11 protein-coding genes are annotated in these 14,006 nt (G+C 71.4%); 7 read left to right on the top strand and 4 right to left on the bottom strand.

All coding sequences use genetic code 11. The annotated features are described in order from the left end of the window. Positions 1 to 114 precede the first annotated feature (114 nt). Positions 115 to 1,215: a nuclear transport factor 2 family protein gene (locus tag OG948_RS10160; RefSeq protein ID WP_406295608.1), complete on the top strand. Its 1,101-nt coding sequence runs from the start codon at positions 115 to 117 to the stop codon at positions 1,213 to 1,215. A gap of 217 nt (positions 1,216 to 1,432) precedes the next feature. Here the strand turns inward: OG948_RS10160 and OG948_RS10165 are convergent, their stop codons facing one another. The 3 genes from OG948_RS10165 to OG948_RS10175 form a co-directional block, all read right to left on the bottom strand. Continuing rightward, on the bottom strand, positions 1,433 to 2,371 hold the full coding sequence (locus tag OG948_RS10165; protein WP_406295610.1) for a MerR family transcriptional regulator: 939 nt from the start codon (positions 2,369 to 2,371) through the stop codon (positions 1,433 to 1,435). A gap of 126 nt (positions 2,372 to 2,497) precedes the next feature. Then, positions 2,498 to 2,857, bottom strand: a complete 360-nt coding sequence (locus tag OG948_RS10170; RefSeq protein ID WP_395862606.1) for a hypothetical protein — start codon at positions 2,855 to 2,857, stop codon at positions 2,498 to 2,500. A 91-nt stretch (positions 2,858 to 2,948) separates the two neighbouring features. Beyond that, positions 2,949 to 3,893: a heme o synthase gene (locus OG948_RS10175; RefSeq protein WP_406300222.1), complete on the bottom strand. Its 945-nt coding sequence runs from the start codon at positions 3,891 to 3,893 to the stop codon at positions 2,949 to 2,951. A 424-nt stretch (positions 3,894 to 4,317) separates the two neighbouring features. On the opposite strand from OG948_RS10175, the gene tkt reads away from it, so the two are divergent. The 6 genes from tkt (at position 4,318) to pgl (ending at position 12,983) form a co-directional block, all read left to right on the top strand. After that, entirely contained in the window at positions 4,318 to 6,408 is a 2,091-nt protein-coding gene (tkt, locus tag OG948_RS10180) for a transketolase (RefSeq protein ID WP_406295612.1), read from the top strand. Positions 6,409 to 6,534: 126 nt separating this feature from the next. Further along, positions 6,535 to 7,647 carry a transaldolase gene (tal, locus tag OG948_RS10185; protein WP_402231657.1) on the top strand — a complete coding sequence of 371 codons (1,113 nt, stop codon included), beginning with the start codon at positions 6,535 to 6,537 and terminating at the stop codon, positions 7,645 to 7,647. 194 nt (positions 7,648 to 7,841) lie between these two features. Continuing rightward, positions 7,842 to 9,524 carry a glucose-6-phosphate isomerase gene (locus tag OG948_RS10190; protein WP_406295614.1) on the top strand — a complete coding sequence of 561 codons (1,683 nt, stop codon included), beginning with the start codon at positions 7,842 to 7,844 and terminating at the stop codon, positions 9,522 to 9,524. Then, positions 9,521 to 11,077 (top strand): glucose-6-phosphate dehydrogenase, encoded by a 1,557-nt coding sequence (gene zwf, locus OG948_RS10195; protein WP_402231660.1) that lies wholly within the window; start codon positions 9,521 to 9,523, stop codon positions 11,075 to 11,077. The genes OG948_RS10190 and zwf overlap by 4 nt, the downstream gene beginning before the upstream one ends. Next, a complete protein-coding gene (gene opcA / locus OG948_RS10200) occupies positions 11,074 to 12,231 on the top strand; it encodes a glucose-6-phosphate dehydrogenase assembly protein OpcA (protein ID WP_406295616.1) in 1,158 nt (385 codons plus the stop codon). The genes zwf and opcA overlap by 4 nt, the downstream gene beginning before the upstream one ends. Next, entirely contained in the window at positions 12,228 to 12,983 is a 756-nt protein-coding gene (gene pgl, locus OG948_RS10205) for a 6-phosphogluconolactonase (RefSeq protein WP_406295617.1), read from the top strand. The genes opcA and pgl overlap by 4 nt, the downstream gene beginning before the upstream one ends. A 240-nt stretch (positions 12,984 to 13,223) precedes the next feature. Here pgl and OG948_RS10210 read toward each other — a convergent pair whose 3' ends face one another. After that, on the bottom strand, positions 13,224 to 13,835 hold the full coding sequence (locus OG948_RS10210) for a hypothetical protein (protein ID WP_406295619.1): 612 nt from the start codon (positions 13,833 to 13,835) through the stop codon (positions 13,224 to 13,226). Positions 13,836 to 14,006 lie beyond the last annotated feature (171 nt).

Raw genomic sequence — 14,006 nt, forward strand, 5'->3', positions numbered from 1 at the left:
TACCCGTTACGACAAGACAGCGCACCGGATTGTGAGGCCGCCGCGCCGGCTCACATTTCGAAGGGCTGCCTTGTCGTACCGGTGAGGACGACGACAAGACGAAGAGGGACTCTGATGAACGACTTCCGGACCATCGCGGATCGCGTCGAGATCGAGGCGCTGCGCGGCGAGTTCACCGACGCGGCGATGATGCGCGACCGACCCCGCCTGGCGTCGCTGTTCACACCGGACGGTGCGCTGCGCATGCCCGAAATCCCCGCCGAGCAGGTCGGCCGCGAGGAGATCCGCGCCGGGGGCGAGCGGCTGCAGAGCCAGTGGGACTTCTTTGTACAGACCACACACCCCGGCACGATCCTGCTCGACGGCGACACCGCGACCGGCCGCGCCTACGTCCAGGAACTCGCGCGCACCCTCGACGGACGCCAGGGTCTGAACTACGCCGTCTACCACGACCGCTACCAACGGACCGAGGAGGGATGGAAGTTCGCCGAGCGGGTGTACGAGGTCAGGTACCTCGACACCTCCCCGTTGGCGGGCACGGCGCCCGACGCGACCCAGGGCTCCGGAACCGACCAGGCGGACGGCACGGCCACCCCTGCTCCGGACGCGTCGTTCGCCGACCCGGCATCGGCCGAACGGCTGGAGCGGGTGGCCGCCGCATTGCGTGCCAACGGCTTCGCCGCCGAGATCCTCGACGACGCCGAGGCCGCGCGCACTCGCGTCCGGGATCTGATTCCCGAGGGCGCCGACGTGTTCACCGGGGCAAGCGAGACCCTGCGACTGTCCGGCATCGACGAGGACATCAACGCCGGCGGCCGGTATCGCGCCATCAGGCCGCGCGTCCTGGCCATCGACCGCGCCACCGGCGCCGACGAGATCCGAAGGCTGCTCGCCTGCCCCGAATTCGTCGTCAACAGCGTCGCCGCCGTCACCGAGTCCGGCTCGCTCGTCCTCGCCTCGGGCAGCGGCAGCCAACTCCCCGCCAACGCGGGCGGCGCCGCCCACGCGATCTGGATCGTCGGCGCGCAGAAGGTCGTGCCCGACCTGAACACAGCGCTGCGCCGGGTCGAGGAACACGCCCTCCCGCTGGAGAACACCCGGGCCCAGGCGGTGTACGGGATGCCCAGCGCGATCAACCGCCTGCTCATCCTCAACGCGGAACCCCGGCCGGGGCGCGGCACCGTGCTGCTTCTCCGCGAGGCCATCGGCTACTGACCCCGCCCACGACTACTCGACCCACGGGCTCGAAGTCGGTCACCGGGAGGCGGCGAGGCCGAGCCCCCGGCGCCGGAACGTCCCTCCGACCCGCACCGACACGCGGGGCCGCGCGGCGGAAAGGGATCCGTCGTGACTGTCGCCCGCGGCCGCGGTAGGCCGATGCTCGGCCGCCTTCGGGTTGTTCACCGCCGTGGCCGGAAGTCCCGGCTCTTGGTTACGTCGGTGTCCCGGCGCGCAAGGCGTGGATGGACCAGGCGAGTTCGGGGGCGGGGTCGATCGGGGCGGGCCAGCCGTTGATGAGTGCGAGGAGGTGGAGGTAGCGGTGGCGGCGGGGGTCGTTCGCGGAGCGCAGCCGGGTGAGTAGCCGGCGGCGCAGGTGGGCGTCGTCGGGGAGGCCGGTGGTTCGGGCGCAGTCCGCTGTCAGTGCGGCGACGATCGGGGCGGCTTCGGGTGCGGTCGGGGGGATGCCGGCTGCCAGGGCCGCTGCCGCGTGGGTGCGGGCGACGGCGATGGTGTCGCGGCGCGGGACCGTGGCTCCGGACCGGGTGCGTTCGGTGCAGTGTTGCTCGGCCAGGCGTCGGAGGGCGGTGCGGAAGTCCGGGTCGCGGGTGAGTTCGGCCAGTTCGACCCACGCCTCGACCTGTTCCGGCTCGGGGTGGTCGGGGAGCTCGGGCGTCATCGAGCGGATGATCCCGGCGAACGCGGGATCGGCGTCCGGGTCGCCGAAGGTCGACGTGAGGAAGTCGGCGATCAGGTGTCGGCGTTCGTCCTCGGAGAGCTTGGCCAGGGTGTGCAAGAGATCCATCTCCTCGGGGCCGGCCTCGCGTCGAGCCGCCACCGTGAGCACCGCGCGACGCAGGCGCAGTGTGTGGATCTGCGCCGCCAGGGCCTCGGCGTGTGCCGCCGCGACCTCCGGGAGGGACAGCTCGCGGTCCACGACCCGGCGGATCGTGGGCAGGTCCAGTCCCAGGTCGCGCAGTGTGCGGACGAGGTCCAGGCGGGCGACGGCGTCGGTGTCGTAGCGGCGGTGGCCGGCGGGGCCGCGGTCGGTGGGCGGCACGATCCCCGAGTCGGAGTAGAACCGGATGGCCTTGACCGTCAGCCCGGTCCGCCGAGCCAGGTCCCCGATCGTGTGGAGCGCGTCGCCGTTCATGCCCCCACCCTCACGGCTCCCCCTACCGGAGGCGCAAGTCCCCGCGTCGCGGCGGACACACCCCGCGCCCCGGCCGGGTGAAGCGCCGACGGGTAGTCGGACGAGCCACACCACGGTCCGACCGGGTCAGCCCTGCGAGCCGCCCAGTTGCATGCCCGCCATGCGGTTCCACTCGTACTTGGTCGTGCGTACCTTCGCCGCGAGGTCGTTCGGGAACTCCTCGTGCAGCGTGACGCCCGCCTTCACGATGGCCGCGCGCGCGATGTCCGGGTTGCGGACGACCTGGTCGCCCCACGCCCCGTCGGTCCCCACGAGCACGATCCGGGTCGCGTCGCGCCCGACGTACTCGACGATCGCGTCGCCTCCGCCGCCGTGCGCGGCGGTGAAGCGCTCGATGTGCTTGGCGATCCTGCGCACCTGTCGCTCGACCCGCGTGTCCGGAGTACCCGGGTCCGGCGTGGCCGTCGTGGTATCGGTGTCCGTCATGGCGCCCACATTACCGAGGGCGCGTCGCCGGATCCGAGTGAACCCACGTGGTCCGGGTCACGTCCCCGGAGCCGACCGACGGCGGGTCGGCTCAGAACACCAGCGGGTCCACCGCCACCGCGACGAACAGCAGCGTCAGGTAGGTGATCGACCAGTGGAACAGCCGCATCTCCTTCAGCTTGCCGCCGGTGACCTCGGCCTTGGCCCGACGCTGGAGACCGTGCGCCTCCCACAACCACGCGATGCCGAGCAGCGCCGCCGCGATCGGGTAGAGCGGGCCGGTGTCGGCGGCCGGCCACAGCAGCATCGAGACACCGACCATGACCCAGCTGTAGGCCACGATCTGGTTCGCCACGACCTTGTTGCCCGCCACCACCGGCAACATCGGCACGCCGGCGTTGGTGTAGTCGTCGGTGAACTTCATGGACAGCGGCCAATAGTGCGGCGGCGTCCAGAAGAAGACCACCGCGAAGAGCACCACCGGCGCCCAAGCCAGCGAATTCGTCACCGCGGTCCAGCCGATCAGCACCTGCATGCAGCCGGCGATGCCGCCCCACACGATGTTCTGCGGCGTGCGCCGCTTCAGCAGCATCGTGTACACGACCACGTAATAGAAGATCGCGAAGACCGAAAGCGCCGCCGACAGCGGATTGACCAGGAACCAGAACCACGCGGTGGAAATCACCCCCAGCGCGCTCGCGAACACGATCGACTCGCGCGGCGACACCATCCCGGTGACCAGCGGTCGCCGCTCGGTGCGGTGCATCAACCGGTCGATGTCCCGGTCGATGTACATGTTGAAGGCATTGGCACTGCCCGCCGAGAGGTAGCCGCCGAAGACGACCAGAAGCACCAGGCCCAGATCCGGCAACCCGTCGGCCGCGAGGAACATCACCGGAATCGTGCTGATCAGCAGCAGTTCGATGATGCGCGGCTTGGTGAGGGCCACGAATGCGAGAACCCGGGCCATCGGCGGGCGGGCGCCGGCGGGCGCATTTCCCACCAGCCCGGCCGGTCGGGATTCGACGGCTGTCACGAACACCCCATCAGCAGCGTTTTCGGCCGGGCCCGGGTGCCGCCCGGAAGCCGGTTTGCTCGTCAATATGTAAGCGGTATCGAGCGGCGTCGGGATGTCGAGGCCCGGACCCACTAGCAGGAAACTGTAGTCCCTCACCAGGGGCACAAACCCTCCGGGGCATGCCCACCGCACGCCGGGGTAGCCGAGCCGAAGGCGCCACGCGTCGAGTCCCGCGCCCACCGCGTGTCCCGCCTCGTCCCGCCCGTACCTCCCGTCCTGTCCACCAGGTGAACGTCACCACCCGGGTGGCCGTCCTCCGAGCGAGCGAGCAGGTCGCCCCCGGTAGGCTCGGCCACGTGCCTGAGGCGCCGGGGCGTAGACCCCGAGCCGGCCGCTTTTTTTCGGCCTACACCGGAAGACCCCGGAAGGAGCCCTGACCAGGGTGAGCACCAAGCCGACCCCCGACAACAGCTCTCTCGACTGGAGCGACCTCGACAAGCGAGCCGTCGACACCGCTCGCGTGCTGGCGATGGACGCCGTTCAGAAGGTCGGTAACGGCCACCCCGGAACGGCCATGAGCCTGGCCCCCGCGGCCTACCTCATCTGGCAGAAGTTCCTGCGCCACGACCCGACCGACCCGGACTGGACCGGCCGCGACCGCTTCGTGCTGTCCCCGGGTCACACCAGCCTGACCCTGTACACGCAGCTCTACCTGTCCGGCTACGGCCTGACCCTGGACGACCTCAAGTCGTTCCGCACCTGGGGCAGCCGCACCCCCGGCCACCCCGAGCACGGTCACACCGCCGGCGTCGAGACCACCACCGGGCCGCTCGGCCAGGGTGTGGCCAACGCGGTCGGCATGGCGATGGCGGCCCGCTACGAGCGGGGCCTGTTCGACCCCGACGCCGCCCCCGGCACCTCGCCGTTCGACCACACCATCTGGGTGATCGCCTCCGACGGCGACCTGGAGGAGGGCATCTCCGCCGAGGCCAGCTCGCTCGCCGGCCACCAGAAGCTGGGCAACCTCGTCGTGGTCTACGACGACAACCACATCTCGATCGAGGGTGACACCGAGACCGCGTTCAGCGAGGACGTCCTCGCCCGCTACGCGGCCTACGGCTGGCACACCATCCGGGTCGAGCCGCAGGCCGACGGCGACATCGACGTCGCGGCGCTGAACGCGGCGCTGGAGGCGGGCAAGGCGGAGACCGGCCGGCCGACCATGATCGGCATGCGCACGATCATCGCGTGGCCCGCGCCGAACGCGCAGAACACCGGCAAGGCGCACGGCTCGGCGCTGGGCGCCGAGGAGGTCGCGGCCACCAAGCGGATCCTGGGCTTCGACCCGGAGCAGAACTTCGAGGTCGCCGCGGACGTACTGGCGCACGCCCACAAGGTGGTCGACCGGGGCCGTGCCGCGCACGACGCCTGGAAGAGCGCGTACGCCAAGTGGGCCGAGACCAACCCCGAGCGCGCCGCCGAGCACACTCGGATCTCCGCCCGTCGGCTGCCCGACGGCTGGGAGAAGGTGCTGCCGGAGTTCGAGGCCGGCAAGCCGGTCGCCACCCGCAAGGCCTCCGGCAAGGTGCTCGCCGCGCTCGGCGCGGTCATCCCCGAGCTGTGGGGCGGCTCGGCCGACCTGGCCGAGTCCAACAACACCACCATCGACGAGGGCAGTTCGTTCCTGCCCGAGGGCAACCCGCTCAAGGGCGCGAGCCCGTACGGCCGCACCGTGCACTGGGGCATTCGCGAGCACGCCATGGGCTCGACCATGAACGGCATCGCCCTGCACGGCGGGACGCGCATCTACGGCGGCACGTTCCTGGTGTTCAGCGACTACATGCGCCCGGCCGTACGGCTCGCCGCGCTGATGAAGCTGCCCACGACGTACGTGTGGACGCACGACTCGATCGGCCTCGGCGAGGACGGTCCCACCCACCAGCCGATCGAGCACATCGCCGCGCTGCGCGCGATCCCCGGCCTGGACGTGGTCCGCCCGGCGGACGCGAACGAGGTCGCGGTGGCCTGGCGCAAGATCCTGGAGACCACGGATCGCCCGGCCGGCATCCTGCTCACCCGCCAGGACGTACCGACCTGGGACCGGGGCGAGTTCGGTCCGGCCGAGGGCACCGCGCGCGGTGGCTACGTGCTGGCCGAGGCGTCCAGCGGCACCCCGCAGGTGATCCTGATCGGCACCGGCTCCGAGGTGCAGACCGCGGTCGCGGCGCGCGAGGTGCTGGAGGCCGAGGGCGTGCCGACCCGGGTCGTCTCGCTGCCGTGCCTGGAGTGGTTCAACGAGCAGGACCAGGCGTACCGCGAGCAGGTGTTGCCGCCGTCGGTCAAGGCGCGCGTGTCGGTCGAGGCGGGCATCGCGCAGGGCTGGCGCGAACTGGTCGGCGACGCGGGCCGGATCGTCTCGCTGGAGCACTTCGGCGCGTCGGCGGACTACAAGAAGCTGTTCGCCGAGTTCGGGCTGACCCACGAGGCGGTCGTTTCGGCCGCCCGGGAATCCCTGGCGCAAGCCGGTAGCTGAAGGTCACGTAACCCTGTGGGCGGTGTCGGGTGGGAACACCCGCCCGACACCGTCCACGACGGGCGCCGGTCCGGCACCCAAGAGCGATCCGGACCCGGCCGCCGACTCGAGAAGGAGCAAAGTGTCATGACGGAACCCCTGCGTCGCCTGTCCGCCGAGGGCGTGGCCGTGTGGCTCGACGACCTGAGCCGGACGCGGCTGGAGTCCGGCAACCTGCACGAACTCGTCCGCGACCGCGAGGTCGTCGGCGTGACCACCAACCCGGCGATCTTCCAGAAGGCGATCACCGGCAACGACGTCTACGACGCGCAGGTGCGCGACCTCGCGGTGCGCGGCGTCACCGTCGAAGAGGCCGTGCGAATGATCACCTCGGCCGACGTGCGCCAGGCGTGCGACGTGCTGCGCCCGGTCTACGAGGCGACCGACGGTGTCGACGGCCGGGTGTCGATCGAGGTCGACCCGCGGCTGGCGCACAAGACCGAGCCGACCATCGCCGAGGCCCGCCAGCTCTGGTGGCTCGTGGACCGGCCGAACCTGTTCATCAAGATCCCGGCCACCAAGGCCGGCCTGCCCGCCATCTCGCAGACCCTCGCCGAGGGCATCAGCGTCAACGTCACGCTGATCTTCTCGCTGGCCCGCTACCGCGAGGTGATGGAGGCCTACGTCGAGGGCATCGAGCGCGCCCGCGCGGCCGGTCTGGACATCTCCAAGATCGAGTCGGTGGCGTCCTTCTTCGTCTCCCGCGTGGACACCGAGATCGACAAGCGACTGGCGGCCCTGGGCACCGACGAGGCCAAGGCCGCGGCCGGCAAGGCGGCGGTCGCCAACGCGCGACTGGCCTACCAGGCGTACGAAGAGGTCTTCGGCACGGAGCGGTGGCAGGCCCTCGCCGCTGCCGGCGCCCGGCCGCAGCGCCCGCTGTGGGCCTCGACCGGCGTCAAGGACCCGGCGTACCGCGACACGATGTACGTGGACGACCTGGTCGTCAAGGGCGTCGTGAACACGATGCCCGAGGCCACCTTGAACGCGGTCGCCGACCACGGCGCCATCACCGGCGACACCGTGCACGGCACGTACGAGTCGGCCCAGGCCGACCTGGACGCGATCGCCAAGCTCGGCATCTCCTACGACGAGGTCGTCGACCTGCTCGAGGAGGAGGGCGTCGAGAAGTTCGAGACCTCCTGGAACGAGCTGCTCGCGTCCGTGCAGGGCGAGCTGGACCGGCTCGCCAAGGGCTGACGCCCGCCGGACCGACGAGCAGTCGCTCGAGAGACCGCAGGACCCGGTCGGCCTCCCTCGCCGACCGGCGCAGCACCCCTTCGTCCCGGCGCCGCCGAACGTGACCCGTTCGGCGGCGACGGGACGGATACTCCACGCAATCAGGGCATGATTTCAGCACACTCCCACCCCATTAATAGGAGGGCTGACCGCCCGTGGTACACGCAAACGACGAACGCGTGACCGCCGGCGGCGTGGACGTCACCGTTTCCGGTGACCTATCGCACGCCGCCGCAGTCGCCGAAGTCATCACCGCCTGCGTCGTGGACAAGGTGCCCGCGCGCCTGGTCGCCTCCGACGCCACCCTGTGGGGTCCGGAGGCCGAGTCGTTGGCCGCGATCCGGCTGGGTTGGGTCGATCTGCCCGCCTCCTCGCGCGCGCTCCTGCCGCAGCTCGCCGAACTGCGCGAGCGGCTGAGCGCCGAGGGCCTGGACCACGTGGTCCTGGCCGGCATGGGCGGCTCGTCGCTGGCGCCCGAGGTGATCGCCGCCACCTACGGCAAGAAGCTCACCGTCCTGGACACCACCGACCCCGCCCAGGTCCGCCGCGCGCTCGGCGAGGACCTGGAGCGCACCGTCGTGGTCGTCTCCAGCAAGAGCGGCGGCACGGTGGAGACCGACAGCCACCGCCGCGCGTTCGAACAGGCCTTCCTGGACGAGGGCGTGACCAACGACCAGCTCGCCGGCCGGATCGTGGTCGTCACCGACCCGGGCTCGCCGCTGGAGAACACCGCACGCAACGCCGGCTACACCATCGTGCTCGCCGACCCCAACGTCGGCGGCCGCTACTCGGCGCTGACCGCGTTCGGCCTGGTGCCCAGCGCGCTGGCCGGCGTGGACGTCGAGCAACTCCTCGACGACGCCGCCGCGCTCGCGCCCGCGCTGGCCGGCGACCGGGACAACCCGGGGCTGCTGCTGGGCGCGGTGCTCGGGGCCGCGGCCAACCACGGCCGGGACAAGCTCGTACTCGCCGAGACCGGCGACATCGTCGGGTTCGGCGACTGGGCCGAGCAGTTGATCGCCGAGTCCACCGGCAAGCAGGGTCGGGGCATCCTGCCGGTCGTGGTCGAGGGCGTGGACGCGCCCGGGTTCGGCCACAAGGTGGGTGCCGACGCGGTGCGTACCATGATCGGCGCCGAGGAGATCGAACGACCCGACGTCGACCTGCGCGTCGGCGGACCGCTGGGCGCGCAGTTGTTGCTGTGGGAGTACGCGACGGCGGTCGCCGGTCGGGTGATCGGCATCGACCCGTTCGACCAGCCGAACGTGCAGGAGTCCAAGGACAACACCGGCGCGCTGCTGACCAAGGCGGGCGACGACGGCCCGCTGCCGGTGGGCACGCCCGCCTTCGTCGACGGCGCGGTCGAGGTGCACGGCGACGCCGCGCTGCTGGAGGGCGCGAGCGACCTCACCGGTGCGCTGCGCGCGCTGCTGGCGACGGTGCCCGACAACGGCTACCTCGCGGTGATGGCCTACCTGGACCGGCTCGGCGACACCGACGCGCCCAAGCTGCGGCCGCTGCTGGCCGAGGCTCTGGACAACGAGCAGGTCACCTTCGGCTGGGCGCCGCGATTCCTGCACTCCACCGGCCAGTTCCACAAGGGTGGCCCGCCGGTCGGGGTGTTCCTCCAGATCACCGGCGCGAACGCCGAGGACCTGGACGTGCCGGCCAAGCCGTACAGCTTCGGCCGACTGCAACTGGCCCAGGCCCTGGGCGACCTCGGCGCGATCACCTCGCGCGAGCGCCCGGTGCTGCGCCTGCACCTGACCGACCGCGCGGCCGGACTCGGGCAACTGCTCGACGCCGCCCGCGCCCTCGTGGACGGAGCGGCTCGATGAGCCCCAAGGCCGCCAAATCCAAGCCCGCCGTGTGGCCCGAGAACCCGCTGCGCGACCCGCAGGACCGCCGACTCCCGCGCATCGCGGGCCCGTCCGGTCTGGTCATCTTCGGCGTCACCGGCGACCTGTCCCGCAAGAAGCTGATGCCGGCGATCTACGACCTGGCCAACCGCGGCCTGTTGCCGCCGGGCTTCGCGCTGACCGGCTTCGCCCGACGCGACTGGGAGAACCAGGACTTCGCCCAGGTCGTCTACGAGGCGGTCAAGGAACACGCCCGAACCCCCTTCCGGGAAGAGGTCTGGCAACAGCTCTCCGAGGGATTCCGGTTCGTCCAGGGCGAGTTCGACGACGGCAAGGCGTTCGACCAGCTCCGCCAGACGATCGACGAGCTGGACGAGCAGCAGGGCACCCAGGGCAACCACGCGTTCTACCTGTCGGTGCCGCCGAAGGCCTTCCCCGAGGTGGTGCGCCAGCTCAAGGAGCACGGCCTCGCCGATCCCAAGGCCGACTCGTGGCGCCGCGTGGTGATCGAGAAGCCCTTCGGGCACGACCTCAAGAGCGCGCGCGAGCTGAACAAGGTCGTCGACGAGGTCTTCCCGCCCGAGGCGGTCTTCCGGATCGACCACTACCTGGGCAAGGAGACCGTCCAGAACATCATGGCGTTGCGCTTCGCCAACACCATGTTCGAGCCGCTGTGGAACCGGTCCTACGTGGACCACGTACAGATCACCATGGCCGAGGACATCGGCATCGGCGGCCGGGCCGGGTACTACGACGGCATCGGCGCCGCGCGCGACGTGATCCAGAACCACCTGCTCCAACTGCTCGCGCTCACCGCGATGGAGGAGCCGGTGTCCTTCGACGCCGACTCGCTGGTCGCCGAGAAGCTCAAGGTGCTCAGCTCGGTCAAGCTGCCCGACGACCTCTCGCGCGGCACCGTTCGGGCCCAATACACCCGCGGCTGGCAGGGCGGCGAGCTGGCCAAGGGCTACCTCGAAGAGGACGGCATCCCGCCGGACTCGCGCACCGACACCTACGCCGCGATCAAGCTGGAGATCGCCAACCGCCGCTGGGCGGGCGTGCCGTTCTACCTGCGCGCGGGCAAGCGGCTCGGCCGCCGGGTCACCGAGATCGCGGTGGTCTTCCAGCGCGCGCCGCACCTGCCCTTCGACGCCACCGCGACCGAGGAGCTGGGGCAGAACGCCCTGGTCATCCGGGTGCAGCCGGACGAGGGCATGACGGTCCGGTTCGGCTCCAAGGTGCCCGGCACCGCGATGGAGGTGCGCGACGTGAACATGGACTTCGCGTACGGCGAGTCGTTCACCGAGTCGAGCCCGGAGGCGTACGAGCGACTGCTGCTCGACGTCCTGCTCGGCGACGCGCCGCTGTTCCCCCGGCACGAGGAGGTCGAGCTGTCCTGGAAGATCCTCGACCCGATCGAGGAGCACTGGGCGCAGCACGGCAAGCCCGAGCCCTACGTGTCCGGGACCTGGGGTCCCGACGCGGCCGACGAGATGCTCGCACGTGACGGACGGAGCTGGCGCCGCCCATGATGATCGATCTGACGGACACCAAGTCGAGCAAGATCAATGCCGCACTGGTGGAGGCCCGCCGAGGAATGGGCAGCCCCACCCTCGGCATGGTGCTCACCCTGGTCATCGTCACCGACGAGGCCAACCAGTACGACGCGATGAAGGCCGCGAGCACCGCCGCCCGCGAGCACCCGTCCCGGATCCTGGTGGTGATCGGCCGCCCCGGCCAGGAGATCAGCCCCCGGCTGGACGCCGAGGTCCGGGTCGGCGACTCGGGCGTGGGCGAGACCGTACTGCTGCGCATGCACGGCGAGTTGGCCAACCACGCCGAGTCGGTCGTGCTGCCGCTGCTGCTGCCGGACGCGCCGGTCGTGGTGTGGTGGCCCGGGCGTGCGCCGGAGGTGCCGAGCAAGGACCTGCTGGGCGCGCTGGCCACCCGCAGGGTGACCGACGCCGCCGCGCCGCCGCGCCGGGCCGATGTGCTGCGACTGCGCGCGAGCGCGTACACGCCGGGCGACACCGACCTGGCCTGGACCCGGACCACGCCGTGGCGCAGCCTGCTGGCCGCGGCGCTGGACCAGAAGTACAGCCGGATCCTGCGCGCCAAGGTCGGCGCGAAGGCGGGCAACCCGAGCGCGGAACTGCTCGCGCTGTGGCTGACCGACCGGCTCGAGGTCGACGTGGAGCGGGTGGAGACCGGCGGCCCCGGGATCACCTCGGTGACGCTGGTGACCGAGGACGGCGAGATCGTGATCGACCGCCCGGACGGGATGATGGCGTCGTTGTCCTCGCCCGGCCAGCCGGACCGCGTGGTCGCGCTCAAGCGCCGCGAGGCCTCCGACCTGGTCGCCGAGGAACTGCGCCGGCTGGACCCGGACGACGTGTACGCGGCGACCCTGGCCCGGGCCGCGCTGGAGGCGGCGCGCGATCCCTCGCCGGGCTCGTTCACCGAGCCTCCGGTGTCGCAGACCCCGGTGCGGGACGTGGAGCGCGCCGAGGAGGGCGAGGCGCCGCGCCCGAAGGCGACCAAGGACCTCGGTACGGCTCCGCCGCTCAAGCGCACGTCGAGCGCGGCGGCGACCAAGCGGGTCGCCACCCGCAAGGCCGTCGACAAGGGCGAGGCCAAGCCCGCCGCGCCGCGCACCCCCCGGAAGAAGAAGGACGGCGACGCGTGAGCGCGCACGGGCCGGTACGGGTGCACGCGGACACCGTGCTGATGGCCAAGGCGGCGGCGACCGGGCTGATCCAGCGGGTCGCGGACGCCCAGGCCGAGTTCGACGTCGCGCACCTCGTGCTGACCGGTGGCCGCAACGGCAACGCGCTGCTGCACGAGTTGTCGCTCACGCCCACGCTGGGCGCGATCGACTTCGACCGGCTGCACATCTGGTGGGGCGACGAGCGCTTCCTGCCGGCGGGTCACCCCGACCGGAACGAGACGCAGGCGCGCGAGGCGTTGCTGGACACCGTCCCGGTGTTGCCGGAGCTGGTGCACGCGATGCCGGCCAGTGACGGTCCGGACGGCGACGACGTGGACGCGGCGGCGCGGCGCTATGCCGCCGAACTGGCCGCCGCCGCGTCGGACGGCGCGTCGGTGCCAGCGTTCACGCTGGCGATGTTCGGGGTCGGCCCCGACACGCACGTGGCGTCGCTCTTCCCGGGCTTCGCCGCGACGGCGGAGTCGGTGCGCACGGTGGTCGCCGTACGCGAGGCCCCCAAGCCGCCGCCGACCCGGATCACCCTGACCTTCCCGGCGATCCGAGCGGCGCACGAGGTGTGGCTGCTCGCCGCGGGCGAGGACAAGGCGGACGCGGTCGCCACGGCCCGGACCTCCACGGACGCCACGAAGACCCCGGCTGCCGGGGCCTACGGAACGGGCGCGACGTTGTGGCTGCTGGACCGGGCGGCGGCGGCGAAGCTGCCCGAGTAGGTCGAAGCGGCTTCGGCCGTGGGCGGGTCGCGAAGAAGGGGTGGGGCGGGAGCCGTTCGGCTCCCGCCCCACCCCTTCGCAGGTGCCGTGCGGGTCCGGGCGGGCCGTCCGCAACCGCCGCGGCACGGCGGCCCGTCTTCGTCGCCGGGAGGTTCCACGGGTCGATGGCGTCCTCTCGAGGTCGACCCGGGCACGCCCACCCGCCGGCCCCTTTGCGTCTCGATCGGACCCGCGTCCCGCTCAGGAGTGGAAGATCTCCTTGATGTCGGTGATCTCGTTCGCCGCGTTCAGGGTGATGTCGTACGCGCCGTTGGACGAGCACATGTTGTCGCCGTCGGGCTGATGGGACAGGCACTTGTCGATGTGCTCCCAGATCTGGCCGATGTACTCCGCCTTCCGCGCCGGCGGGCCGGCGAAGGTGCCGGTGGCCTTGGGGGCGAACAGCAGCGGCGTCTGCTCGGCGCCGACCGGCTCGTAGTGGCCGTCGTTGGGGTCGCACACGAACTTGGTGCTCTTGTAGTACAGCGAGCCCTTGGTGGGCAGCTTGGTCGGATACACGATCTTGTGCCCGGCCTTGGCCGCGGGCGGCGGGCCGCAGTCCTCACCCGGTTCGCCGCTCGCGCCGCCCGTCGACGGCTTGGCGGACTTCGGCGCCTGGGTGCGCGCCGGGCCCGAGGCGGTCGGACCGCCGCTGGGCGCGGGTGCCACCACCGGTGCCGTGACGGCCGGCGTGTCGACCGCCTTCGGTGTGTCCTTCTTGTCCTTGTCGTCCGCATCACACGCGACCAGCGCGAGCGCGGCGACCGTCGCGGCGGTGATTCCGCCCAACATCCTGCGAGTCGTCGGATACATCGAACCCCCTGTACGCCGGGCGCCGAGCGCCCGCACTTCGATGGAACTCGCACACATTAGCGATCTTGGAATCTCGCCATACGTGAACCAACACGCGTAAGGTAAAGGTAATCTCAAGATAACTACCGACTCGGGTAAAATCGCGCTCGGTGGACATCTCGTCACCACACG

The organism is Embleya sp. NBC_00888 (assembly GCF_045207655.1).
Classification (GTDB): domain Bacteria; phylum Actinomycetota; class Actinomycetes; order Streptomycetales; family Streptomycetaceae; genus Embleya.